This is a genomic window from Cyanobium sp. Copco_Reservoir_LC18, from assembly GCF_009834675.1.
Taxonomy (GTDB): Bacteria; Cyanobacteriota; Cyanobacteriia; order PCC-6307; family Cyanobiaceae; genus Cyanobium; species Cyanobium minutissimum.
Window position 1 is genome coordinate 157,118 of sequence record NZ_ASAC01000023.1, and the last position, 21,924, is coordinate 179,041.

General features: G+C 65.8%; 22 protein-coding genes. 13 read left to right on the forward strand and 9 right to left on the reverse strand.

From position 1 onward, the window contains the following. Nucleotide 1: 1 nt before the first annotated feature. Complete coding sequence (locus L107_RS13585) at nt 2-673, forward strand: SDR family oxidoreductase (protein WP_159819667.1); 672 nt, start codon at nt 2-4, stop codon at nt 671-673. A gap of 36 nt (nt 674-709) precedes the next feature. Further along, nucleotides 710-1,678 (forward strand): N-acetylmuramoyl-L-alanine amidase-like domain-containing protein, encoded by a 969-nt coding sequence (locus L107_RS13590; RefSeq protein WP_159819669.1) that lies wholly within the window; start codon nt 710-712, stop codon nt 1,676-1,678. Here the strand turns inward: L107_RS13590 and L107_RS16945 are convergent. The 4 genes from L107_RS16945 to L107_RS13610 all read right to left on the reverse strand — a co-directional run bounded on the left by L107_RS16945 (nt 1,662) and on the right by L107_RS13610 (nt 7,152). Then, nucleotides 1,662-5,087: a calcium-binding protein gene (locus L107_RS16945; RefSeq protein WP_159819671.1), complete on the reverse strand. Its 3,426-nt coding sequence runs from the start codon at nt 5,085-5,087 to the stop codon at nt 1,662-1,664. The genes L107_RS13590 and L107_RS16945 overlap by 17 nt on opposite strands. Nucleotides 5,088-5,120: 33 nt before the next feature. Next, nucleotides 5,121-5,618 (reverse strand): hypothetical protein, encoded by a 498-nt coding sequence (locus tag L107_RS13600; protein ID WP_159819673.1) that lies wholly within the window; start codon nt 5,616-5,618, stop codon nt 5,121-5,123. Nucleotides 5,619-6,120: 502 nt separating this feature from the next. Further along, entirely contained in the window at nt 6,121-6,345 is a 225-nt protein-coding gene (locus L107_RS16715) for an addiction module antidote protein (protein ID WP_255451619.1), read from the reverse strand. A gap of 441 nt (nt 6,346-6,786) precedes the next feature. Next, nucleotides 6,787-7,152: a hypothetical protein gene (locus L107_RS13610; RefSeq protein WP_159819675.1), complete on the reverse strand. Its 366-nt coding sequence runs from the start codon at nt 7,150-7,152 to the stop codon at nt 6,787-6,789. Between L107_RS13610 and L107_RS13615 the strand changes: the two genes are divergently transcribed. Then, the gene (locus L107_RS13615; RefSeq protein ID WP_159819677.1) at nt 7,112-9,475 is read left to right on the forward strand and encodes an autotransporter outer membrane beta-barrel domain-containing protein; all 2,364 of its coding nucleotides are present in this window, start codon (nt 7,112-7,114) and stop codon (nt 9,473-9,475) included. The two genes, L107_RS13610 and L107_RS13615, sit on opposite strands and share 41 nt — an antisense overlap. 187 nt (nt 9,476-9,662) lie before the next feature. After that, nucleotides 9,663-11,483, forward strand: a complete 1,821-nt coding sequence (locus tag L107_RS13620) for a tetratricopeptide repeat protein (protein WP_236550697.1) — start codon at nt 9,663-9,665, stop codon at nt 11,481-11,483. Between the two features lie 40 nt (nt 11,484-11,523). Here the strand turns inward: L107_RS13620 and L107_RS13625 are convergent, their stop codons facing one another. Continuing rightward, on the reverse strand, nt 11,524-11,889 hold the full coding sequence (locus L107_RS13625; RefSeq protein ID WP_159819681.1) for a hypothetical protein: 366 nt from the start codon (nt 11,887-11,889) through the stop codon (nt 11,524-11,526). Beyond that, nucleotides 11,886-12,548: a bifunctional phosphoribosyl-AMP cyclohydrolase/phosphoribosyl-ATP diphosphatase HisIE gene (gene hisIE / locus L107_RS13630; RefSeq protein ID WP_159819740.1), complete on the reverse strand. Its 663-nt coding sequence runs from the start codon at nt 12,546-12,548 to the stop codon at nt 11,886-11,888. The genes L107_RS13625 and hisIE overlap by 4 nt, the downstream gene beginning before the upstream one ends. Nucleotides 12,549-12,647: 99 nt before the next feature. Between hisIE and L107_RS13635 the strand changes: the two genes are divergently transcribed. The 5 genes from L107_RS13635 to L107_RS13655 are packed head-to-tail and all read left to right on the forward strand — an operon-like array spanning nt 12,648 to nt 16,620. Next, the gene (locus L107_RS13635) at nt 12,648-13,160 is read left to right on the forward strand and encodes a 6-carboxytetrahydropterin synthase (protein WP_159819683.1); all 513 of its coding nucleotides are present in this window, start codon (nt 12,648-12,650) and stop codon (nt 13,158-13,160) included. After that, the gene (locus L107_RS13640) at nt 13,157-14,125 is read left to right on the forward strand and encodes a permease (RefSeq protein WP_159819685.1); all 969 of its coding nucleotides are present in this window, start codon (nt 13,157-13,159) and stop codon (nt 14,123-14,125) included. The genes L107_RS13635 and L107_RS13640 overlap by 4 nt, the downstream gene beginning before the upstream one ends. Before the next feature lie 5 nt (nt 14,126-14,130). Further along, a complete protein-coding gene (locus L107_RS13645; RefSeq protein WP_159819687.1) occupies nt 14,131-14,841 on the forward strand; it encodes a TIGR03943 family protein in 711 nt (236 codons plus the stop codon). Continuing rightward, nucleotides 14,838-16,208, forward strand: coding sequence for a hypothetical protein (locus tag L107_RS13650; RefSeq protein WP_159819689.1), 1,371 nt, complete (start codon nt 14,838-14,840; stop codon nt 16,206-16,208). The genes L107_RS13645 and L107_RS13650 overlap by 4 nt, the downstream gene beginning before the upstream one ends. 10 nt (nt 16,209-16,218) lie before the next feature. After that, on the forward strand, nt 16,219-16,620 hold the full coding sequence (locus L107_RS13655; RefSeq protein ID WP_159819691.1) for a Fur family transcriptional regulator: 402 nt from the start codon (nt 16,219-16,221) through the stop codon (nt 16,618-16,620). A gap of 10 nt (nt 16,621-16,630) precedes the next feature. On the opposite strand, the gene L107_RS13660 is transcribed toward L107_RS13655, so the two are convergent. After that, entirely contained in the window at nt 16,631-17,038 is a 408-nt protein-coding gene (locus tag L107_RS13660) for a tellurite resistance TerB family protein (RefSeq protein WP_159819693.1), read from the reverse strand. Nucleotides 17,039-17,132: 94 nt separating this feature from the next. Between L107_RS13660 and L107_RS13665 the strand changes: the two genes are divergently transcribed. From L107_RS13665 to L107_RS13675, 4 genes are all read left to right on the forward strand, one after another. Then, nucleotides 17,133-18,320, forward strand: a complete 1,188-nt coding sequence (locus tag L107_RS13665; protein WP_159819695.1) for a GTP-binding protein — start codon at nt 17,133-17,135, stop codon at nt 18,318-18,320. 84 nt (nt 18,321-18,404) lie between these two features. Next, nucleotides 18,405-18,548 carry a hypothetical protein gene (locus L107_RS16405; RefSeq protein WP_201295900.1) on the forward strand — a complete coding sequence of 48 codons (144 nt, stop codon included), beginning with the start codon at nt 18,405-18,407 and terminating at the stop codon, nt 18,546-18,548. Nucleotides 18,549-18,683: 135 nt separating this feature from the next. After that, on the forward strand, nt 18,684-19,775 hold the full coding sequence (locus L107_RS13670) for an extracellular solute-binding protein (protein WP_159819697.1): 1,092 nt from the start codon (nt 18,684-18,686) through the stop codon (nt 19,773-19,775). Nucleotides 19,776-19,837: 62 nt separating this feature from the next. After that, nucleotides 19,838-21,346 carry an iron ABC transporter permease gene (locus tag L107_RS13675; RefSeq protein WP_159819699.1) on the forward strand — a complete coding sequence of 503 codons (1,509 nt, stop codon included), beginning with the start codon at nt 19,838-19,840 and terminating at the stop codon, nt 21,344-21,346. A gap of 184 nt (nt 21,347-21,530) precedes the next feature. On the opposite strand, the gene L107_RS16410 is transcribed toward L107_RS13675, so the two are convergent. Together L107_RS16410 and L107_RS13680 are read right to left on the reverse strand one after the other, a co-directional pair. Further along, nucleotides 21,531-21,674, reverse strand: coding sequence for a hypothetical protein (locus tag L107_RS16410; RefSeq protein WP_201295901.1), 144 nt, complete (start codon nt 21,672-21,674; stop codon nt 21,531-21,533). A gap of 46 nt (nt 21,675-21,720) precedes the next feature. After that, a partial coding sequence (locus L107_RS13680; RefSeq protein WP_159819701.1) for a helix-turn-helix domain-containing protein occupies nt 21,721-21,924 on the reverse strand: 204 nt, incomplete at its 5' end.

The window sequence follows — 21,924 nt, forward strand, 5'->3', positions numbered from 1 at the left end:
CATGACCTGCCTCGCCGTGACCGGAGCTTCAGGCAAGACGGGCTGGCGGGTGGTGGCAGAGGCCCTGGGCCGGGGCTGGCGGGTGAAGGCGATCCTGCGGCCGAGCTCCGAGGTGCCACCGGGGCTGGAGGGGGCCGAGCTGGTGCGGCTGGAGCTGGGGGATACGGAGGCCCTCACGGCGGCCCTTCAGGGCTGCGACGGCCTGGTGATCGCCACCGGGGCGCGGCCGTCGGTGGATCTGGCCGGGCCGCTGAAGGTGGATGCCCTGGCGATGCGGCCCCAGATCGCCGCCTGCCAAGCGGCCGGTGTGACGCGGGTGGTGCTGGTGAGTTCCCTGTGCAGCGGCCGCTGGCTGCATCCGCTGAATCTGTTCGGGCTGATCCTGGTGTGGAAGGGGGTGGGGGAACGCTGGCTGGCAGCCAGCGGCCTGGAGTGGACGGTGGTGCGCCCGGGGGGGCTGAAGGAAACAGAAGAAGGGATCGAGGCGGAGGGGATCCGCTTCAGCGGGCCCGACCAGCAGGAGAGCGACAGCATTCCGCGGCGGCTGGTGGCGCGGGTGTGCCTGGATGCGGTGGAGAGCCCGGCGGCGATCGGCCGCATCATCGAGATCACCAGCAGCCCCGAGCAACCGGCGGTGTCGCTGGCGGAGTGGCTGGCGAGCAGCGCCGCCTGAGGGCGGCTGTAGGGTCGCCGGGGCGGTGGCGGCTGGATGCGCAAACCCACTCTCCTGCTGGTGTTGACGGTGCTGATCACGGCCGGGGCGAGCTTTGCGGCGGCCAACCTGCTGCTGCGCCATGCCACCCCCGCCAATCCCCGTGTGGCGGCCGCCTTGCCTCCCCTGCCGGGGGGGGTGGCCCTGGGGGACCCGACGCCCAAGTTCGTGGGGGAGACGCGGGTGCTGGCGGCGGAGGCGATCGATGCCACCGCCTGGGCGCCGATGAACCAGGCGCTGGTGCAGCTGGCGCGCCGCTTCCTCGACTATCCCTTCAAGGGGTTCTCCCTTGATGGCGGCCCGAAGGAGCGGCTGCAGCTGGACCTCACCAACTTCGACTGCTTCCTGTTCGTGGAGCAGCTGCTGGCGCTGAGCAACAGCCGCAAGGTGGACACCCAGGATGAGGGAGTAGCGCGCTTCACCCAGCACGTGCGGCGGCTGCGCTACGTGAACGGCGAGGTGGACTACTGCCGGCGGCAGCACTACTTCAGCCGCTGGGCGGAGGCGGCCGAGCGCAACGGCTACGTGGTGAACCTCACCCCGTTCCTGCCGGGGGCCAGCACGCGCACGGTGGCGCTCAACTTCATGAGCAACAACGCGGGCAGCTACAAGCCGATGCAGGTGGCCCGCAACAAACAGTGCATCACCGAGCTGGAGAAGGATCTGGTGCTACAGCAGCCCTACATCCCGCTGGCGGCGCTGCCGGGGGTGCTGCCGTCGCTGCGCAGCGGCGACATCTTCGCGCTGGTGACGAAGGTGCCGGGGCTGGATGTGACCCACGTGGGCTTCCTGGAGAAACGCGACGGGGTGGTGGATGCGATCCACGCGGCGGAGGGGGCGGGGGTGATCCGCAGTGAGAACTTCGCGGCCTACGCGGGGCGGGTGAAGGATGTGATCGGGGTGGCGATCTATCGGCCGAGGCCGAATGAGGGGGATGCGGCAAAGAGACCTAAAACGGGAGGATAAGGGCATGGATGTCCGCTTCGCCGAAGGTGACCCCGTTAGAGAAGCGAAAAGCTTCAATCCCGTAGTCCCTGGAGAGAAAGTAATTCGAAACGATCAGCTGATCCTTGGTGGAGAACCTCAATTCGAGATGAGCACCCTGTCGTCGCGTTGACAAAAGGTCGGTGGACCTGAGATTGGAGAAGGTCACCAAGTCATTGTTCACCACCGCATTGGGTTCATGGTCCATGATCGTCTTGATACCACCACTCCTAACAATCACATAGGTGTCATCCCCCTCACCGCCGACGAGGGTGTCATTTCCCGAACCGGAGATGAGACGATCACGCCCTCTACCACCATGAAGCGCATCATGACCAGCACCACCATCAAGGATGTCATCACCATCGGCTCCATGCAGAGTGTCATTGCCATTCCCGCCTGTCAACGCATCATTGAAGATGCCTCCATACAGCAGGTCGTGGCCATCGAGTCCCTTGATTCGGTTCGCCATGTCATTGAAACCACCAAGCGTGTCATTCCCTGCTGTCGCGCCACTCACAGCGACACGGTCACGGAGATGGCCATCTCCCCAGATCACACCGTTTGCGAACCGGAAGGCTTCAATGCGGTGGACCTCTGAGGCAAAATAGTTCTCTACTTTCAACTGACCCGCGCGCGAGTCGCGCAGAATCAGATGACTTCCGTGCCGCTCGATTGATGTGATGTCCTGGGAACGCAGAGTCGGAAAACTGACCACATCGCGATTCCCGCTCACAAAATCCGTATCGCTGATCTCCTTCCGCTCTCCGCCCTGGCCGATCACATACACGTCATCTCCGATCCCACCATTCAGGCTGTCGTTGCCGCTTCCCGCCACCAGCCAGTCACGGCCCGCTCCCCCATGCAGCAGGTCATCACCCGCTCCGCCATCGAGCAGATCCTGGCCGTCGGTACCAGACAGATGGTTGGCCTGGTCAGACCCATGCTGAAGGCGATGCTCAGAAGCAAGTCGCCGGAAAAGGCCTCCCTTCACAGGCTCGGAAATCAACGATTCCTGTAATGCGGCCAGAACCAAAGTGCCAGATTCTCCGAGCGATTGAAGTGATCGGGTAAGCCGATACAACCCGAGGTAGTCTGATGATTCGAAAAAGCCTGTATCAAGATAGTCAGCGATCAATTTGAGCGTCTGCCCCGATGGCCGCGAATGAATGTCACCATCAGGCGACACGAGCCATTTCAGGATCGGCAATGCGTCCGTCTGCAGAGTCAACAGATTCTCCAGCTGAAGGCGGAAGTTCTCATAGGCCAGATGAAGCATCCTTGCCGCCTGCCCAATCGGCCGAGGGTCAGTCCAGCCCTGGCGAAAGCTCTGACCGAGCAGGCGCTCCATGACAACAAGCCGACCATCAATCGCATCCGAACCAGCAACGGACTGTCCAGAAGACACCCCGACCCAACGAAAGATCAGTGGATCAATCAATGCCTCACGCTGCAAGGTGCTGCCCTGGATCCATCGTTCCAGAAGAAGACGCAGTTCTCCAGATTCATCCGCTGCGATGGCTTGACGAAGATCAGGCACCTTGCCCATTCCTTTGAGGTCTGGAAGCAACAAGAGATCGTCATCAAGCGTGAGGGTATGCAGCCATCTGGTACGTGCCTGGTCTACCTGAAACCAGACATCGTTCATTGACTTAAGAGTGCCATCCGACGACTGGAATTCACCGAGCTGAAGGTGTCGGTTCCCATGAAGATCCACGATATCTGACGTGGCATAGGTCACACCAAGGCGACGTACACCTGCCTCGCTGAGGCTCACCATTTCACCTTGTTCGGCGACCGCATTGCTGTTGCGGTCGATCCATATCTTCAGAGTCGACCATGCGGGATCAAGCTGGTCGATCCAACGATCCCCATTTCCATCAAGTGCCTTAAGCGCCTCAAACCCATTTGCTGCCTTCATCCCATTGGGCAGCACGGTGTGATTGCCAAATAGTTCGCCACCATGATCAATCAGGCCATTCCCATCAAGATCACGAACAAGAAGTCCATCGGTAGGACTGACCCAACCTGTCCGTTCAGCGAAACCATTGACATCATGATCAAAATAGACCTCAGAACTCTGTTGCGCTGACGTGATCACTCCATTGCGGTCAAGATCCAGGACTAGAGGGCAGGAGTAGGTTCTTTCCGCCGCTTGAAACTGAGTTCTCAATGCCTCCAACCCCTGGTCCCAGAGATCAGCGAGGTGACCGGCCACGAACTCTGCAGCCTCGTCGGAGTAGGCACTTCCGAGCATGGAGGCAGACAGCACCAATCCTCCGGCAGCCAACCAGCCCAGCGGACCGGCAGCGAGCAGTGGTGCCACCGCCAGTGATGCCAAACGTCCAGCAAGAATCGCCCCGGCATTCTCAAGTGCCCATTGGGTCATGATGCGCTGTGCGGCCTCTTGATCGCCCGCATCCATCGCCGCTTTGGCATCATGGGCTACGGCCGCAAGGCTGACGACATCAGCAATGTGACCCAGCTGATCCATGGCCCTAAGCCAACGCGAAGGACCCTGTGGAGTCTGCTGAAGAGAATCCTGTTTGTAGTGAACAGCCAGATTATCCTGAGCGATTCGTATCTCTCTAAGCGATTCACGATGGGCTGCCACTCTCTCCTGGGGAATAAAGTCCGCCATGGACCGCATCGGAGTATCGGGTGGAGGAGCATTTCCATTGATTGCTTTGGAATCCGCAAAGAAGCTTTGCGCGTCGAGGACGTAATGCCTATCCACCATCACTGGATTGCCAGCTGCATCGACTGCAATCTTCAGCTTTGAGGCTCTTTCATCAGAAGCAGTTACAATGACTGAGAATGCTTCCTCGATTGTCATCCCCCGGAATGCCTCAATAGGAATGCCATCTATACTTGTGACATTTGGGTTGCTAAGAATTATTGGGAGTTCGGTTTGGAAGAAAACTCGATTATCAACAGCACTTCCAGTAAATGTCACGACCTCGCCTACTGCATCGGCAGCGTATTTCGCAGACAGCCGATCCCAAACCCCATTGTTGATTCTTGAGTTACCAATTCTTTCGCCATCCATGAAGCTCCTAAGCTCATCAGGGTTATCCCTAAATATTTCTTCAAACTTTTTTCTCAGCTTTTCATTGTAGAACTGCGTTCCTTCAGTCTGGTTCAGAAACTTTCCGGCTTCTGACTGATCTATTGTACGAACATTGTTACCAGATCGGTGAAGGGCTTCTGCAATCGCCCCTGAATGCAGCCGACGAGTCCCCTCTGATTGAAACTCACCAGTAAATCCACTATACAAAACAGTTACAGGCCCATCAACTCGGTGGTCAACTCGATCGATTAACTCGAGAAGCTGCTCCTTAGTATGCACAGAATCCAGCAGTTCATTCGCCTGCTCAGCAGTAAGCAACATGATAAGAATGTGCGGTGTTACTTGTGTGGCTTACTAGAATTCAAATGACACTAGACGAACAGGCGCGAAAGCGTTCTTGCGGCCGTCAAGTCCATAGACGAGAAGCGCAGCTTTCAAGGTCGATAGGACGATTTTCTTGCTCAGACCGCCAAGGTCAAATGGCTGAATATGGGAAACTTCTTTCCAAACAATTCGGTACGGAGACTCCTTAAATGACTCTGATCCATTGCCCATGTTCAGATAAATCCTCAAGAGAGTGCCTTGAAGAAAGAAATCAAACTGCCCTTCTGGATCGTATCCAAATGCATAGCTCTGAATAACCCCACCCCACAGATAGCTATCGAGCTCACGATCCCTGGTCCAGTAGCGACCGTCGCCAGGCTTGAAGGGCAGGTTGTATCGGGCAATGTCTTCATCTGAGACGACTTCATTCACGAAGGCCATCTGGCTTGCCTCGAGCAATGTGGGGCACAACGGGTGGAAGCCATGATCCGCGTTGGTGGGGTTGCCATTACGCGACTTCCTGGACATCAGGAGCTGCACGTTGAGAACCTAACGATGGACAGGGGGATCGGCCAGCAGTCACGAATGGTCGAGTGCGTGCAGGTCCTGGTTCAGGCTTCCCGGGGACGGTCAAGGCGTCCATGGCACCAGGAGTCAGTGCTTCAGGAGGCCGTCGAGGGGAATGCCAGAGCAGTCCAGCGGTGCCTGTCCAGCTGGCGACGCCGGCGACAAGCGCAGCGCAAGAGGCGTCAGGCGGCAATGGACAAGCCTGACAAGGCCCGGCCAGTCCTGGATCAGCGCTGCCCGCCGCAAGAGGGAAGGCCCTGGGACATGGCCACCAGAGCCCCTGAATGGCTGGGCCCAGAAGGTAACAACAAGAAGCGTCGCTCGTATTTGTTGGCCGAAGCTCCGCTGCTAAGGGGTGTCGTGCCCCCGGGTACTTCCGGCTGATGAACGGGAGGGAAGCCGGCAGGCGGGAACGAACAATTGGCAAGCGTCCTTGAGAGGCGGCGCAGAGGCATGGGAATGGCTAGGCCGCCTTCTCCGGTCCAACAGCCGGACTGGCATGCAGTTGAAGTCCAAGTGCGGAGATGACCTCCAGGACAGTGGCCAGTTCAGGATTACCGCTTGAGGAGAGAGCCTTGTAGAGACTTTCCCGACCCAGTCCAGCGTCCCGTGCAACCTGCGATATGCCCTTGACACGAGCCAAATCGCCCAAGCCATCAGCCAACAGCTGTGGATCTCCATCCTGCAAAGCGGCTTCAAGCTAGGCTGCCATGTTTTCACTCTTTCCGAGTTGATTGACTGGATCCCAGACAGTTGTTAAGGTTTTGGTCATGGGTTATTCCCTAAAGGTGACGGGCAAGATCCTTGGCATGCTGGATGTCTTTGGCTTGAGAGCTCTTGCCATCGCCAGCGAGGAGAACAATGAGCTGGGCTTCCCCCAGCTTTGAGGAAAACTTGGCAAGGGTCATGCCATGACCACCAGACTATCCCTCAATCACCAACCCCGCCAGAACATGGCGCCGGTTCACGGCGCAGCAGAAGGGAAGTGAGGGCCAGACCGACGATCCATAAGACAGGAAAGACTGTTTCTTTCGAAAGGACTCTCAGGAGATTCATGGTAAGCTGATTCACACTTTCTAGCCCAAGACAGTGATCATGCTTGCCTTCAGTCAAGCTTCATGATCCATCCTCAGACCAGGCGACGCGCAAAGCTCCCCAGGCTGCTCACCGGGATCGGGAGCGGGGTGCTTCTCCTCAGCTCAGGGCAGGCCAAAGCCGACGTCGTCATCGTCAATACGCCCAACGGCACCAATGGTGGATCGACGCTGATTGATGCCTCCGGATTGATCACCGCCCCCAAATCGCTGATCTTCACTACCGGCAGCCTTCCCACGCAGATCAACACGCTGACGCTGGGTCTGAACCCCTTCAGCGTGGCGACGCCACTGCCGCTCACCACCAGCCTGGGCGTCTCGATCTGGTCCACCACGCCGAGCAGCCCGAGCCCGCTGCCATTGGCGGCACTGACTGCCTCTCCGCGCCTGGCGGTCACCATCAATGCCCTGCGGCAGCTGTACACCTTTGACGCCAGCAGCCTCGGCAGCGTCGGCGCCTTCACGCTCCTTCCGTCCACCACCTATGGGCTGACCCTCACCGGCTTTCTCGATATCCCCCTGGCCAGCCAGCCGAAGTGGGGCAACACCGGCAACACGGGAGCGGGGGGAACCGAGCCGATCGGCCTCAATGGATTCACCTACAACGGCTTCGCCATCAGCGCCGATGGGGGGCTGACCTGGTGCACAGCCCAACCCGCGCTGAACCCCTGCGGATCCCCTTACAACGCCATTCTCCTGGATGTGAGATTGGTGGGCGTCACCCCAGGCACCACCACCCCGGCCAGTGCCCCCTTCAGCAACCTGCTGGCGGGCGGCACGGTGATCGTTGACCAGCCCGGCACTTTCGCCACCGATTACTTCCTCAGCAGGCTTGGCGGCACGATCGATACCAATGGCCTGATCTCGAGCTTCACCGGGACGTTTTCCGGCGCAGGCCCCCTGACCATCTCCAACAGCGGCACCGGTGGCCTGACGCAACTGACCGGTCTGAGCACCTACACGGGGGCCACCACAGTGCAGCAGGGAGCCACCCTGGCCGTGAACGGTTCGATCGCCCCATCCTCAGGATTGACGGTGCTCTCCGGCGGCACGATTGCCGGGGCCGGCCAACTCCCCGGCACCTCGGTGGCCGCTGGTGGGGTGATCGCCCCGGGCAACTCGATCGGCACCCTGACCATCAACGGCAACTACAGCCTGGATGGGGGGACGCAGGCCATCCAGATCCAGGGTCCCCAGAGCGACCGCATCGCCGTGACCGGGACGGTCACCGGCTTTTCGGGTACGACGGCGCTCAGTGCCTTTGGGGGCGGCACGGCCTGGCCTGGATTCCCCTACACGATCGTCACCGCCAGCGCCCCCTTCACGACTCCCGCTGCCGTGGGGCTGGATCCCACGCAGATCGCGCCTTCGGCCGTGCTGCAGTTCGGCACGGCCTTGATCCAGGAGGCCGATGGCAACCCCCGCAGCTTCGACGTGCAGTGGCGCGCCAGGAATGGCAGCGGTGCGGTGGCCTCCGCGTTGCAGGCCCTGGGGGCCCAGGGCAATGGCGCCTCGGCTGCCGGGGTGTTCGATTCGGCCTTCAACCGCCTGGCCACCGCAGCGGCGGGGAATGCCAATGCCACGGGCTTGGCGATCGGCAGCACGGGCTTCACCACAGGCCAGGCCACGGCCGCCGGCTTGAGCAGCGACTTCGTGAGCCGGCTGGCCAATCTGCTGGCCATTCCCTCAGGGGCAGCGCTGGAGCAGGCGGTGAATTCGATCACGCCGGAGTCCTATGCGGCCTTCCAGAGTGTGGGGCTCAATGCCCTGCGGCTGCAGCGGCAAACGTTGACCAACCAGGCCGGCCGTTGCCGGGACACGGGCTGGGTGATCGGCGGCAAGGGCCGCAGGACACCGTTGTGCGTGTTCGCGACAGGGGGCAATGCCACCGCCAGCATCGATGGCCATGGTGGGCTCTCGGGTTACGACTCCGCCATCGCCGGCGGCTTCTATGGGGTCGAAGTGCAGCCCAGCAACCAATGGACGCTGGGGGCGGCCTATGGCTACGGCACCGCCGGCCTGAGCAACCTGGGGGCCGGCGGCAACAGCATCAGTTCCACCGTCAACAGTGGCTCTGTTTACGGCGTCTACCGGCCCGATGGCCCTTGGACGCTCAAGGGGCTGGTGGGCTACGGCAACTACAACATCCAGGGCCTCCGTCGCCTGGTGGCGGTGGGCAACGGCAACACGATCACCGGCAGCACAACGGCCCAGGGCTACACCGCCGGGCTGCAGGCGGACTATGCGATTCCGCTCAGCAAGGCGACCGCCCGGGTGCCGGTCACGCTCAAACCGCAACTTGGTGTGGCCTATGGGGCCTATCAGCAGGGTGGGTTCAGCGAAAGCGGTGACCCGACCATGAACCTGAATGTGGCGGGCCACACCAGCCACAGCCTGGTGGGAACCCTCGGCGCCGAGCTGATGGCGGCGATTCCCCTGAATGCTGGGCGGACTCAGCTGCTCAAGCCACGCGTCGCTGTGGCCTATCAGGTGGATGCGCTGGGGGATCGCAACGGGAACAGTTCGCTGAATGCTTTCCTGCCGGGAGCGGGTGTGAGCTTCTCCAGCGCCGGCCAGAATCGCGGCATCAACGATCTGACGCTGAGCGGCAGCCTGGAGTACGACATCGCCAGCAAGGCGTCCCTTTATGTTTCTGCGTCCTATGAAGTCTTTTCCACGGGGCGCCAGTTCGCCTATGGGGGTGGAGTGAAGCTCAGCTTCTGAGCTGGCAGATGCGCTGCATACTGCTGCACTGTGCTGCACCCCACGATGCTGCCGTGCCAGGGGCCGATGGCGCTGGCCCGACCACCCGCTGCAACCCAGCGTAAGAATCAGCGCTGAACGCGGGTCGCAACGCCCCACGCTTTTAGCTTGGAATCAAGCTGCAGGGCGCGCCGTGAAGCATCCATGGTTGAGCCGAAGCCTGCCCATCGTGGGACTGCTTCTAGGAAGTACAGCAGCACTGCCAGTCGTGGCGTCCTGGACCGAAACCCAGCAGCTGCCGGCAGCCGTCAGCGACCGCTGGGTGGTTCTGACGCAACCTGCGGCGCAAGATCAGCTACCAAAGGCGGTGAGCGACTGGATCCAGCAGGCAGAAGCGCTTGAAGAACAGCGGGCCTATGGCCAAGCCCTTACCCAATGGCAGAAGGTGCTCAGCTGGATGCGGGCCAATCCCGAGCTGGACGAAGCGACAAAGGCGATCATCCTGCACCAGTTTGGCTGGTTGCTCATGATGTCGGACCGGCCGGGAGAGGCGGTTGAACCGACCGAAGAGGCCCTAACCCTTCGCCGCAGGCTGGCGGGAAGCAGTGCTGGTAACGAAGCCGATCTGGCCCTATCTGTGGCCTTACTTGGATTGCTGAAAAGCCGATTGAATCAACCTGGCAATGCTGTCTTGCTCACCAGCGAGGCGATTGTCATTTTTAGGAAGTTGGCCATTGGCGACAAAGAAATCCAGGGATACCTCGCCAATTCCCTTTACAATCTAGGCTTGCAGTACAGGGAGCTTGGCCGGCCAGAGGATTCACTCCAGCCCAGCATCGAAGCCATAGCATCCTATCGAAAACTGGCTTCCACCGAACCCTCCTATCAAGGTGATCTGGCCGATGCTCTCAACAACCTTGGAGCCCTCTACAGCGAATTAGGCCGCTACTCTGAAGCTCTCCAGCCAACCCTCGAAGCCATCGCCATCCACCGCAAACTAGCGATGGGTGATTCCGATCTGCAGGAAGGCCTTGCCCATTCTCTCTATAACCTAGGACTACAATATAGAGAGCTGGGCCGTGATCTCGATGGACTGCAGGCCACCATTCAGGCGGTAGCCGCCTACCGCCAGCTGACCTTAGGCAACGCATCGTTTCAAGATGATCTGGCCGATGCTCTCGGCAACTTGGGTGTTCTGCTCATCAAGCTGGACAGAACAAAGGAAGCCCTCCAGCCCACCAGTGAAGCGGTGGATATCTACCGCAAACTAGTGAAGACTGATCCCATGAGGAAGGCAAGACTGGCCCAACTATTACACCTCTTGAGCAACGAATACAGCGGTACCGGCAAATTCGCTGAAGCCCTAAATACGAAATCTGAAGTCATCGGAATTCTCAGAGAATTGGCGGCAAGCGACCCAGCATTTCAAGCCAATCTGGCCGACAAACTACTATCACTGGGGGCCATTTACTACGAACTTGGTCGCTATTCCGATGCCCTGCAGCCCACCATCGAAGCAGTGGCGATCTGCCGCCAGTCCGTGGACGGCAACCCCATGCTCCGGGGTGGACTGGCCAATTCCCTCAGCAACCTGGGTGCGATTTACAGTGAGCTTGATCGCAATTCCGATGCCCTGCCGAGAACTCTCGAAGCCATAGCGATCTTCCGGCAACTGGGGAAGGGAGAAACGACCTTCAAGGCTGATCTAGCTCGATCACTTTTCAACTTGGGAATTCAGTACAACGCATCCGGAAGACCAGCAGATGCGATCCAGGCCAGCCTCGAAGCGGTTGCAGCCTATCGACAACTGGCAGAGAGCATTTCCACTTTTCAGGTTGATCTCGCCGATGCTCTCGTCAATCTAGGGAAATACTATATTGGGTTGAATCGTTTCTCCGATGCCCTGCAGCCCACTCTCGAAGCGGTGGAAATCTATCGAAAGGTGATAGGGCCTGATCCCACAGTTCAGCGCAACCTGCAGGATGCATTGAATCAACTCAATAGCCTAAACAATGTGCTGAGCCGTTAACTGTAAACGGCACCCAGCCATACAGTCGGCGACCCTTCCCTCACCGATCCAACTCCAGCCACTTCCGCGCCTCCACCGCCGCCTTTTCCTGCCCCTGGCGGTGCCCGAAGGCAAAGGCCGCCATACAGATCAAGGTGATCGCCGCCGGCACCGTGCCAGACGGCAGCCGGTTGCGGCTGGCCAGGTCGTCCGGCAGGCCCCCCAGCGTCAGCACCAGGAAGCCCACCGCCCCAAGGGCCGTGAGGCCATAGAGAAACGGCGTGATCGTGCGGCGCGTCAGGGCGTGCAGCAGCAGCACCGCCAGCCCCACCCAGGGCAGGCTCGAGCCCAGGGCCCACAGCCAGCGTTCGCCCGATCCATCGCTGAGCCGGCGCCGGCAGGCCAGTTCCCGCTGCAGGCGGCTCATTCGCGCCGTGGCGCCCCGCGCCGCGCCGCCAGCACCTCCTGCACCCGGCGCCAGTCCACCCCGTGGTGGGCCAGGGCCACCTGCAGGTGAAAAATCAGATCGGCCGCCTCACCGGCGATCGCGTCCGGGTCGTCGTCCTTGCAGGCCATCACGAACTCGGCGCTCTCCTCGCCGATCTTCTTGAGGATCCGGTTGTCGCCCCCCTCCAGCAGCTTGTTGGTGTAACTGCCCGGTTCGGGGTGCTCGCGGCGGCCATTGATCACCCGCGCCAGCTCCGTGCACACATCCGCCGGCGGCGGCAGGGCCTCAGGGCCGCCGGCGGTGGCCTCCGCGCTTTCCTCGTAGAAGCAGCTGCGGGCGCCGGTGTGGCAGGCCCCCCCGCCGGTCTGCTCGATCGTCAGCAGCAGCACGTCGGCGTCGCAGTCGTAGCGGATCCCCCTCAGCTTCTGGAAATGGCCGCTGCTGGCCCCCTTGTGCCACAGCTCCTGGCGCGAGCGGCTCCAGTAGTGCACCTCCCCGCTCGCCAGCGTCCGCTCAATCGCCTCCCGGTTCATCCAGGCCACCATCAGCACCGCCCCGTCCAGCCAGTCCTGGGCCACCGCCGGGATCAGACCCGCCCCGTCGAAGCGCAGCGTCCCGATCAGCTCCGGGCCGGGCAGGGCCGCCCCCCCACCGGGGATGGGCGGATGACAGGATCCAGGGGAAGCGGCGGAGGGAGCCCCCACGGGACGCGACGTCAGCTGCAGTGATCCTCCCCCATGTCCACCCCCGCCGCCCACACCTGCAGCAAGAGCTACGGCGGCTTCCCCTGCTGCCACCGCCAGTGGCGCCACCCGGGCCACTGCCGTTTCGTGCACGGCTACAGCCGCAGCTTCACCTTCTGGTTCGCCGCCCACCACCTCGACCTCCACGGCTTCGTGGTCGACTTCTCCAGCCTCCAGCCCCTGCGGGCCCGCCTCGAGCAGCAGTTCGACCACACCTTCCTGGTCAACCACGACGACCCCCTCCTCGCCCAGTGGCAGGACCTGCATGACCAGGGCGCCCTCGACCTGCGGGTGATGGCCAACGTGGGCATGGAGGCCAGCGCCGAGCTGGTCTGGGGCTGGGCCAACGCGCTGCTCCACCGCCGCGATGGCGGCCGCAGCTGCTGCTGGCGCGTCGAGGCCCGCGAAAACGAGGCCAACGCCGCCCGCTTCACCGCCACCCCGGACTGGTTCGAGGCGGGCACCGCCGCGGCCGCCGCCACCCCGGAGCCCTGGCCGGCGCCGTGATCCTCACCCGCCTGGCCACCGCCTGGGCCCTGTTCCAGGGCCTGCTGATCGAGGCGCTGCCCTTCCTGCTGATCGGCGTGCTGATCTCCGCCGGCGCCCGCTGGTTCGCCCCCGGCGGCCGCTGGCTGCGGCGGCTGCCGTCCCATCCCCTGCTGGGGCCCCTCACCGGTGCTGCCCTCGGTTTCGCCCTGCCGGCCTGCGAATGCGGCAACGTGCCGGTGGCCCGCCGCATGCTGAGCGGTGGCGCGCCCCTCGGCGCCGGCCTCGGCTTCCTGTTCGCCGCCCCCGTGCTCAACCCCATCGTGATCGCCAGCACCTGGGCCGCCTTCCCCGACCAGCCCTGGTTGCTGCTGGCCCGCCCCCTGGGCGCCGTTGTCGTGGCTGTGGGCCTGGCCCTGCTGCTGGGCCTGGTGGGCGAACCGGCGCTGCTGCAGGCCGACCTGCTGGCCGAACGGCGCCTGCACCAGCCCCTGGCGGCGGTGGGGCTGCTGGAGCGCTCCAGTGGCCTGGTGGGCGCCCCGCCACCGTCGGCCCTCACGGCTGAGGCCGCCCCGGTGCGGCCGCCCCTGGCCGAGCTGATGAAGCACGCCAGCCAGGAGTTCCTTTACCTGTCCCTGCTGCTGGTGATGGGCAGCGTCATCGCCGCCCTGGTGCAGTCCTTCGTGCCCCGCAGCTGGCTGCTGGCGGTGGGCGGCGCCCCCACCCTCTCGATCCTGGCCCTGATGCTGCTGGCCCTGGTGGTGTCGGTGTGCTCGAGCGTGGATGCGTTCCTGGCCCTCAGCTTCGCCGCCCAGGTCACCCCCGGGGCCCTGCTCGCCTTCCTGCTCCTGGGTCCGGTGATCGACCTCAAGCTGGTGAGCCTGCTCGGGCTGCTGTTCCGGCCCCGCGGCCTGGTGCTCACCACCGCCGGGGCCGCCCTGATGGTGCTGCTGATCGGCCAGTGGGTGAACCTGTGGCGCCTGTGACTCCCATGACCCCACCTCCCCTCCTGCAGCGGGCCGCCCTCTGGCGCGCCGCCAGCCTCGGCCTCTGGGCCCTGGTGCTGCTGGTCAGCAGCGTCGACGGCCGCCTCGACCTCCTCCTGCGGGCCGTCTTCCACCCCCTGGTGGCCCTGGCCGGCCTGCTGCTGCTGCTCGTCGCCCTGCTGCAGCTGCGCCTGGCCTTCGGGCCCGGCCGGCAGGAACGGGGCGACCGGCGCCAGGCCCGCACCCTGCTGCTCACCGCCGCCATCGCCCTGCTGGTGCTGCTGCTGCCCCCGGCCCCCTCCTTCGCCGACCTGGCCGGCCAGCGCCCCCGCGACGAAACCGCCGAGAGCGCGCTCAGCTTCGTGCTGCCGCCCGCCCAGCGCAGCCTCACCGACTGGGTGCGGCTGCTGCGCAGCCAGCCCGATCCCAAGCTGTTCGCCGGCGATCCGGTGCGCATCAGCGGCTTCGTGCTGCCCATGGAGGGGGAACAGCCCCAGCTGGCAAGGCTGCTGGTGCGCTGCTGCCTGGCCGATGCCTCGCCCGTGGGGCTGCCCGTCCACTGGCCCGCCGGCCAGGCCCCCTTCCCCGCCGACCAGTGGCTGGCCATCGACGGGGTGATGGGCCTCAGGCCCGCCCCCGGCGGCGGCGAGCGGCTGGAGGTGGTCCCCAGCCGCATCCGGCCGATCCCGCGGCCCGCGCGGCCCCTGGAACCATGACCCGCCCCTTCCGCCTCCCCTGGGCCGGCCCCCTGCCGCTCACCCTGGCCCTGGCCGGGCTGCTGGCCCTGGTTCAGCAGCAACTGCTGCTGCGCCAGCCGCCCCGGCTGGAGCGGCTCACCCCGGTGGCCGCCAGCTCCGGCCCCGCCGCCCTGCAGGCCCGCTTCAGCCGGCCCATGGACCCGGCCAGCCTGGACAGGGACAGCACCCTTGCCCCGCCCCTGGCCCACCGCTGGCTGGGGGATGGCGACACCCTGCTGCTCAACCTGTCCCCCGACCAGCGGATCCGCTCCCCCCTGCTGCTGCAGCTGGCCGGCCGCGATCGCCGCGGCCTGGCCCTGCCCCCCCAGCGCTGGCAGTGGGATCCGCGCCCCCGGCTGCTGGCGGTGGTGCCGGTGGCCAGCGGCGAGCAGCTGCAGGTGCGGGAGCACGACGGCCGCTGGCGGCCGATCTCGCCGGTCTGGCCGCGCATCACCATGGTCGAACCGCTCGGCGGTGGCGAGGCCGTGGCGGTGGTGTCGCGCTCCGAGGGGGGCCGCTTCCGGGTCTGGCGGCTGCCGCTGCGCCAGCAGCCCCTGCGCCCCCTGGGCCGGGGGCGGCCGGCGGCGCCGGCCCCCGTCCAGGCCGGTGCCCCCGAGCCCATCGGTGCCGGCGAGATGGTCTTCGCCCACATCAGCGGCAACCGGCGCGGCGATCTGCTGGTGCAGGCCGGCGGTGAGCAGCCCGACCAGGTGAGCATCAGCCTCTGGCCCGCCCGCGGCGGCCCGCGGGTGCTGCCGCTGGAGGCCAGCGGCGCCGTGCGGCTGCTGCCCGAGGGGGGCGCCCTGGTGGTACCCGAGATCGATGGCCTCAGCCTGCGGGACCTGCCCCCCCGGCCGGAGCGCCGCCAGACCCTGCCCGGCAGCCGCGACCTGAGCAGCTTCTGTCCCCGGGCGGGGCGGGCCCTGCTGGTGCGCCACTGGCCCGATTTCCGCCGCTCCCTGGAGCTGGTGGAGCCGGGCGTGGCCCCGCGCCAGCTCTGGATCGGCCCCCAGGCCCTGGCGGCCACGGCCTGCAGCCGCGGCGGCGAGCGGATCTGGGCTCTGCTGATCGAAGGGGTGGGCCGTCCCTCCCTCACCCTGGTGAGCCTCGACCGGCGCGGCACCGTGCTGGCCTCGCGGCGCCTGGCCGGCTGGGAGCTCGAACCGGGCACCGGCCTCAGCTACGACCCCACCAGCGACCGGCTGGCCCTGGTGCTCCGGCCCCTGGGGAACCTGCGCGGGGGCCCCCCGGCGCCCCCCCGGGCGGTGCTGATCGAGGCCTCCAGCCTCACTCTCCAGCCCCTGCCGCAGGAGGCCCTCCAGGCCATCTGGCTGCCGGCAGGGTAGAAACGGAACCATGCAGGCCCCCTCCGCCCCCGATCTGCCGCCGCGCCAGGCCTCCCTGCTGGCGGAACTGCGCGATGCCGACGGCGAACTAAGCGGCCAGGACCTCCATGCCCGGCTGCGGGGCGGCCCGTCCGCCATGGGGCTGGCCACCGTCTACCGCCACCTGCGCCAGCTGCAGCAGCGGGGCCTGGTGCGCTGCCGCCACCTGCCCAGCGGCGAAGCCCTCTACGCCCCGACCGAGCGGGACGAACACCACCTCACCTGCGTCGACTGCGGCACCACGATGGTGCTGCCCCAGTGCCCGGTGCACGGCCTGCACCTGCCGGGGGAGGACCTGGGCGACTTCCTGCCCCTATATCACACCCTTGAGTTCTTCGGGCTGTGCGGCCGCTGCCGGGGCACCCGGTCCTGAGGCCGGGCCCTCAGGCCCTGAGGCTGTCGCGGTGCAGCACCGCCATCACCTCGAGGATCTGGCTGCAGCGCTCGGGCGGCACGCTGATCAGTTCCCCCAGCCGCTGCAGCATCGCCTGCTCCACCGGCTTGAAGCTGCGGTTGGTGTGCACCAGCAGGGCCGCCATCGCATAGGCCGTCTCCTGCTGGGGAGGGGTCAGCACCGGCGCGGCCTCCGCCAGCAGCTGTTCCCAGCCGCCCCTGCTCAGGCGTCCCAGCAGCCCGTCGAACATCGCCCCCATGGCCGCCTCGCCGAGGTTGGCGTAGGGCGAGCGCACCTCCAATAGCTGGCGCAGCATGGCGGCCTCGTCGCCATCAAGGGCACCATCGCAGGCCACCGCGGCCAGGGCGATGGCGGCGAAGGCTTCGCTGGGGTTCATGGGCCAGGTTCGGAGACCGTCATTCCAGCAGCCGCGGCGGCGTGGCTGGGGGGAGCGCGCCGGCAGAATCACCACAGCGGTTCCCCTTCCGGCCATGACCAGCACGAAACTGGACGCCCCGACCCAGGAGGCGGCGACCGAGGCGGCGACGGAGGCCCGGCCCATCGCCGTGCCGGTGACGATCCTCACGGGCTTCCTCGGGGCGGGCAAGACCACCCTGCTCAACCACATCCTCAGCAACCAGGAGGGTCTCAAGACCGCCGTGCTGGTCAATGAGTTCGGGGAGATCGGCATCGACAACGAGCTGATCGTGGCCACCGGCGACGACATGGTGGAACTGAGCAACGGCTGCATCTGCTGTTCGATCAACGGCGAGCTGCTGGAGGCCGTCTACCGGGTGCTGGAGCGCCCCGAACCCGTCGACTACCTGGTGGTGGAGACCACCGGCCTGGCCGATCCGCTGCCCGTGGCCATGACCTTCCTGGGCAGCGACCTGCGCGACCTCACCCGGCTCGATTCGATCATCACCCTGGTGGACGCCGAGAACTTCGGCCCCGAAACGCTGCAGGGGGAGGTGGGCCGCTCCCAGATCGTCTACGGCGACATGATCCTGCTCAACAAGTGCGACCTCGTCAGCGAGGAGCGGCTGGAGCAGCTGGAGGCCGAATTGCGGTCGATCAAGAGCGAGGCCCGCATCCTGCGCTCGGTGAAGGGCGAGGTGCCCCTGCCCCTGCTGCTGAGCGTGGGCCTGTTCGAGAGCGACAGGGTGGTGGCCCAGCAGCAGGCTCCGGCCGCCGCTGACCACCATGACCATGGGCACCACCACGGCCATGACCATGGGGCCGAAGACCACAGCCACTGCGACCACGACCACGGCCACTGCGAGCACGAGCCGGCGGCGGCGGGCCATGACCACGCCCACGATCACGGCCATGGCCACAGCCATGACCATGGCGGCCATGCCGACCATCAGGCCATCGAGGGGTTCACCTCCCTGTCCTTCAGCAGCGACGGCCCCCTCTCCCTGCGCAAGTTCCAGAACTTCCTCGACAACCAGATGCCGGCGGGGGTCTTCCGGGCCAAGGGGATCCTCTGGTTCAACGAAAGCGAGCGCCGCCACGTGTTCCACCTGGCGGGCAAACGCTTCTCCATCGACGACAGCGACTGGCCGGGGGAACGCAAGAACCAGCTGGTGCTGATCGGCAAGGACCTCGACCACCAGCGCCTGCGGCAGCAGCTCCAGGCCTGCGTGGCCGGCGAGGCGGGCAAGGGCTTCGGCTGATCGGCCGCCCCCGGCCCGTTGTGCTGCATCCACTACGGAACCACCGGCTGGCGCCGCTAGGGTGTCGGTCTACGTAGCACTCCCATGACCGAGTTCCTCCTGATGACGGGCGTGCTCGCCCTTCTCGGTCTGGTGCTGTGGATGGCGATGGACTCCGACGACGACAACGGCGGCGGCGGCCTGATGCAGCCAGCCCTGATCCCCGTGCGTCGCTCCGACACCTACTGAGCGCTCACCGCCGAACGGGGTTGAGCGCCGCAAGAGCGCTCCAGAGGTAAGCATTGTTACGCGACGTCGCGTCGTTTGTTCCGGCCACCCCTGGGCTGACTTCATAGCGTCCGGGAAGACAACCGTTCTTCCCCGATGCCCACGTCCAGGTTCCTTCGCCGTCGCCTCCTGCTGCCTGTCGGCGGATCCGCGGCCCTGGCCGCAGCCCTGCTCGCCGTCTTCGGCGGTGGATCGCTGCCGGCCATCGGTCAGTCGCAGCCCAAGGCTCCCGCCGTCGCCCAGGCCGGCACCACCATCGGGGTCTACTCCGGCCGCCACTACAACACCGACAAGGAGCTCTACCGCCAGTTCACCGCCCGCACCGGCATCAGGGTGAATGTGCTGGAAGCCAAGGACGATGCCCTGCTGGAGCGCCTCAAGAGCGAAGGCAAGAACAGCCCCGCCGATGTGCTCGTTCTGGTGGATGCCGCCCGCCTCGACGCCGCCACCGACCAGGGCCTGTTCCGGCCCACCCGTTCAGCCGCCCTGCAGCGGGACGTGCCCGCCAACCTGCGGGATTCCCAGGGCCGCTGGTATGGCCTCACCCGCCGCGTGCGGGCCGTGGTGGTCAACCCGAAGCTGGTGAATCCGGCGACGATCCGCACCTACGCCGATCTGGCCAGGCCGGCCCTCAGGGGCAAGCTCTGCCTGCGGGATCGCAAGAGCCCCTACAACCAGTCCCTGGTGGCCAGCCGCATGATCCTCAACGGTGATGCCGCCACCCGCACCTGGATCCGCGGCATGGTGGCCAACGTGAGCCAGCCCTTCTTCACCTCCGACACCCCCCTGGCCCGGGCCGTCGCCCGTGGCGAGTGCGGCGTCGGAGTGGTGAACACGTACTACATCGCCCGCATGCTCTCCGGGGAAGGCGGCGCCCAGGACAAGCAACTGGCCGAACGGCTGCGGGTGGTCTACCTCAATCCCTCCCACGTCAACATCACCGGCGCCGGCGTCACCCGCCACGCCAGGAATCCCCAGGCGGCGATCCGGCTGATCGAGTTCCTGGCCTCCCCCACCGGCGGCCGCGGCTACGCCGAAGCCAACAACGAATACCCCCTCAAGGGCTTCGGTGACAACCCGATCCTGAAGCGCTTCGGCACCTTCCGGGCCGATGGGGTCTCGGTGGAGCAGATCGGCTCCAGGAGCCGGGCGGCCACCCAGATGATGGAATCGAACGGCTGGAAGTAGGACACCGGATGGCGAGCGCGGCAACGGCGGAGCGGGCAGCGGCCCCCCGGACAGCTCCGCCGATGCGGCGGGCCTCCCTCGCGGCGGCCGTGCTGCTGGTCTGCGCCCTGGCGCTGCTCCCCTTCCTGGCCCTGGCCGGCTTCGCGGTGCGCGATGCCGGCTCCGGCGGCCTGTGGCTGGGGGCCGAAGGTCTCGAGCAGCTGGGCAACACCCTGGTGCTGGTGGTGGGCGTCGGCCTGACCGGCGCCCTGCTCGGCACCGCCAACGGCTGGCTCACCGCCTGCTGCCAGTTCCCCGGTCGCCGCTGGCTGCGGCTGGCCCAGGTGCTGCCCCTGGCGGCTCCGGCCTTCGTGCTCGCCGCCGTGCTGGTCGACCTCGGCAGCCGCTGGGGTTTTCGCGTGCACGGCATCGGCTGGGCCCTGCTGCTGCTCAGCCTCACCACCTACAGCTATGTGTTCCTGCTCTCCACCGAGAGCTTCTCCGGCAGTGGTCAGCGCCAGCTGGAGGCCTGCCGCAGCCTGGGGGTGGGCCCCTGGGGCAGCTTCCGGCGGGTCGCCCTGCCCCTGGCGCTGCCGTCGATCGGCGCCGGTGTGGCCCTGAGCGGCATGGAGGTCGTCAATGAGCTGGGCGCCGTGGAACTGCTGGGGGTTCCCACCCTGTCGCGGGGGATCCTGCAGCGCTGGCAGGCGGAGGGCGACCTGCCGGGGGCCGTGGGGCTGGCCCTGATCGCCCTGGTGCTGGTGAGCCTGCTGGTGGGGGCCGAACGCTGGATGCGCCAGCGCAGCCGCCGCTGGAACCTGGGGCAGGGGGACGCCGGCACGCTGCAGTGGCCGCTGCGGGGCTGGCGTCGCCTGCTGGCCCAGCTGCTCACCCTGCTGCCGCCCCTGGTCAGCCTGGGGCTTCCCCTCACCTGGCTGGTGGCGAGCCGCGACCACCTGCAGAGCGATCCGCTCGAGGACCTGCTGGCCCTGACCCTGCGCAGCCTGGGGCTGGCCCTGGTGGCCGCCGTGGTCACCGTCGCAGGGGCCCTGGTGCTGGCCATCAGCCGCCGCTGGCTGGCCGACCGGATGCTGGGCCGGCTCACCTTCTTCGCCGGCATGGGCTACTCCGTGCCCGGCACGGTGCTGGCCCTGGCCCTGATGCTGATCGGTGGGCCCCTGCAGCTCAGCCCCCTGCTGCTGCTGCTCTGGGGCTACGCCGACCGCTTCATGGCCGTCTCGAAACAGGGACTCGACGCCTCATTCGAGCAGATTCCCCCCAGCCTGGACGAATCGGCCACCAGCCTGGGCTGCGGCTGGCTGGCGGTGCTGCGCCGCATCCACCTGCCCCTGCTGCGGGGTCCGTTGCTGGTGGGGGCGCTGCTGGTGTTCGTGGATGTGGTGAAGGAGCTGCCCCTCACCTTCTCCCTGCGCCCCTTCGACTTCGACACCCTCTCGGTGCGTGTCTACCAGTACGCCAGCGACGAACGGGTGGGGGCGGCCCTGATACCGGCGCTGCTGATCCTGGCGCTGGGACTGGCCGCCTCGATCGCCCTGATGCCGAGCCTCGAGCGCCAGGGGCGGGGCGACTGAACCGAGGCGACTGCAGCGGGGCGACTCGTCGCCTCGATCGCCCTGATGCCGAGCCTCGAGCGCCAGGGGCGGGGCGACTGAACCGAGGCGACTGCAGCGGGGCGACTCCAGCGGGGCGGTGGAGCTGGCGACCATCCAAGGGGCCCCGGCAGAACCGGAGCCCGTCGTTGCTCCCAGGGGGATCTCAGTCGCGGCCGCAGCAGCACTTGCCGCCCTTCCACTTGGAGCATTTCTTCTGGCGGCAGCCCTTCTTCTTGGACTGGGGCTGGGGACCGCGGGTGGTGATCGGAGCGGGGACGTCGGGGAGGTTGCCGAGGGAGGGGGCCATGGGAGCGAAGGGAAGGGAAAGGGAGGAGCAGGAGAACGGGGGGGCGTCAGGCCGCCAGGGGAGCGCCGTCCACCAGGGCCGGTGCCAGGCGCAGGCCGGTCTCGCCGCTGGGGGCCTCGAGCAGGTCGGCGGCCCGGATGCGGGAGATCAGCCGGGTGGTGGTGACGCGGGTGGTGCCGATCAGCTCGCCGATGCGCTCATGGGTGAGGCGGAAGGGGAGATCGCACCAAGGGCCGCAGCGGCGCCCCAG

What these genes read in the sequence shown, in the direction of transcription:
- L107_RS13635 (WP_159819683.1), top strand. Translation starts at nt 12,648, where the DNA reads ATGTCCACCCCCGCCGCCCACACCTGCAGCAAGAGCTACGGCGGCTTC.
- L107_RS13590 (WP_159819669.1), top strand. Translation starts at nt 710, where the DNA reads ATGCGCAAACCCACTCTCCTGCTGGTGTTGACGGTGCTGATCACGGCC.
- L107_RS13645 (WP_159819687.1), top strand. Translation starts at nt 14,131, where the DNA reads ATGACCCCACCTCCCCTCCTGCAGCGGGCCGCCCTCTGGCGCGCCGCC.
- L107_RS13675 (WP_159819699.1), top strand. Translation starts at nt 19,838, where the DNA reads ATGCGGCGGGCCTCCCTCGCGGCGGCCGTGCTGCTGGTCTGCGCCCTG.
- L107_RS13660 (WP_159819693.1), bottom strand. Translation starts at nt 17,038, where the DNA reads ATGAACCCCAGCGAAGCCTTCGCCGCCATCGCCCTGGCCGCGGTGGCC.
- L107_RS13610 (WP_159819675.1), bottom strand. Translation starts at nt 7,152, where the DNA reads ATGGTGACCGCCAGGCGCGGAGAGGCAGTCAGTGCCGCCAATGGCAGC.
- L107_RS13665 (WP_159819695.1), top strand. Translation starts at nt 17,133, where the DNA reads ATGACCAGCACGAAACTGGACGCCCCGACCCAGGAGGCGGCGACCGAG.
- L107_RS13650 (WP_159819689.1), top strand. Translation starts at nt 14,838, where the DNA reads ATGACCCGCCCCTTCCGCCTCCCCTGGGCCGGCCCCCTGCCGCTCACC.
- L107_RS13670 (WP_159819697.1), top strand. Translation starts at nt 18,684, where the DNA reads ATGCCCACGTCCAGGTTCCTTCGCCGTCGCCTCCTGCTGCCTGTCGGC.
- L107_RS16945 (WP_159819671.1), bottom strand. Translation starts at nt 5,087, where the DNA reads ATGTTGCTTACTGCTGAGCAGGCGAATGAACTGCTGGATTCTGTGCAT.
- L107_RS16410 (WP_201295901.1), bottom strand. Translation starts at nt 21,674, where the DNA reads ATGGCCCCCTCCCTCGGCAACCTCCCCGACGTCCCCGCTCCGATCACC.
- L107_RS13585 (WP_159819667.1), top strand. Translation starts at nt 2, where the DNA reads ATGACCTGCCTCGCCGTGACCGGAGCTTCAGGCAAGACGGGCTGGCGG.
- L107_RS13625 (WP_159819681.1), bottom strand. Translation starts at nt 11,889, where the DNA reads ATGAGCCGCCTGCAGCGGGAACTGGCCTGCCGGCGCCGGCTCAGCGAT.
- L107_RS16405 (WP_201295900.1), top strand. Translation starts at nt 18,405, where the DNA reads ATGACCGAGTTCCTCCTGATGACGGGCGTGCTCGCCCTTCTCGGTCTG.
- L107_RS13600 (WP_159819673.1), bottom strand. Translation starts at nt 5,618, where the DNA reads ATGTCCAGGAAGTCGCGTAATGGCAACCCCACCAACGCGGATCATGGC.
- L107_RS13655 (WP_159819691.1), top strand. Translation starts at nt 16,219, where the DNA reads ATGCAGGCCCCCTCCGCCCCCGATCTGCCGCCGCGCCAGGCCTCCCTG.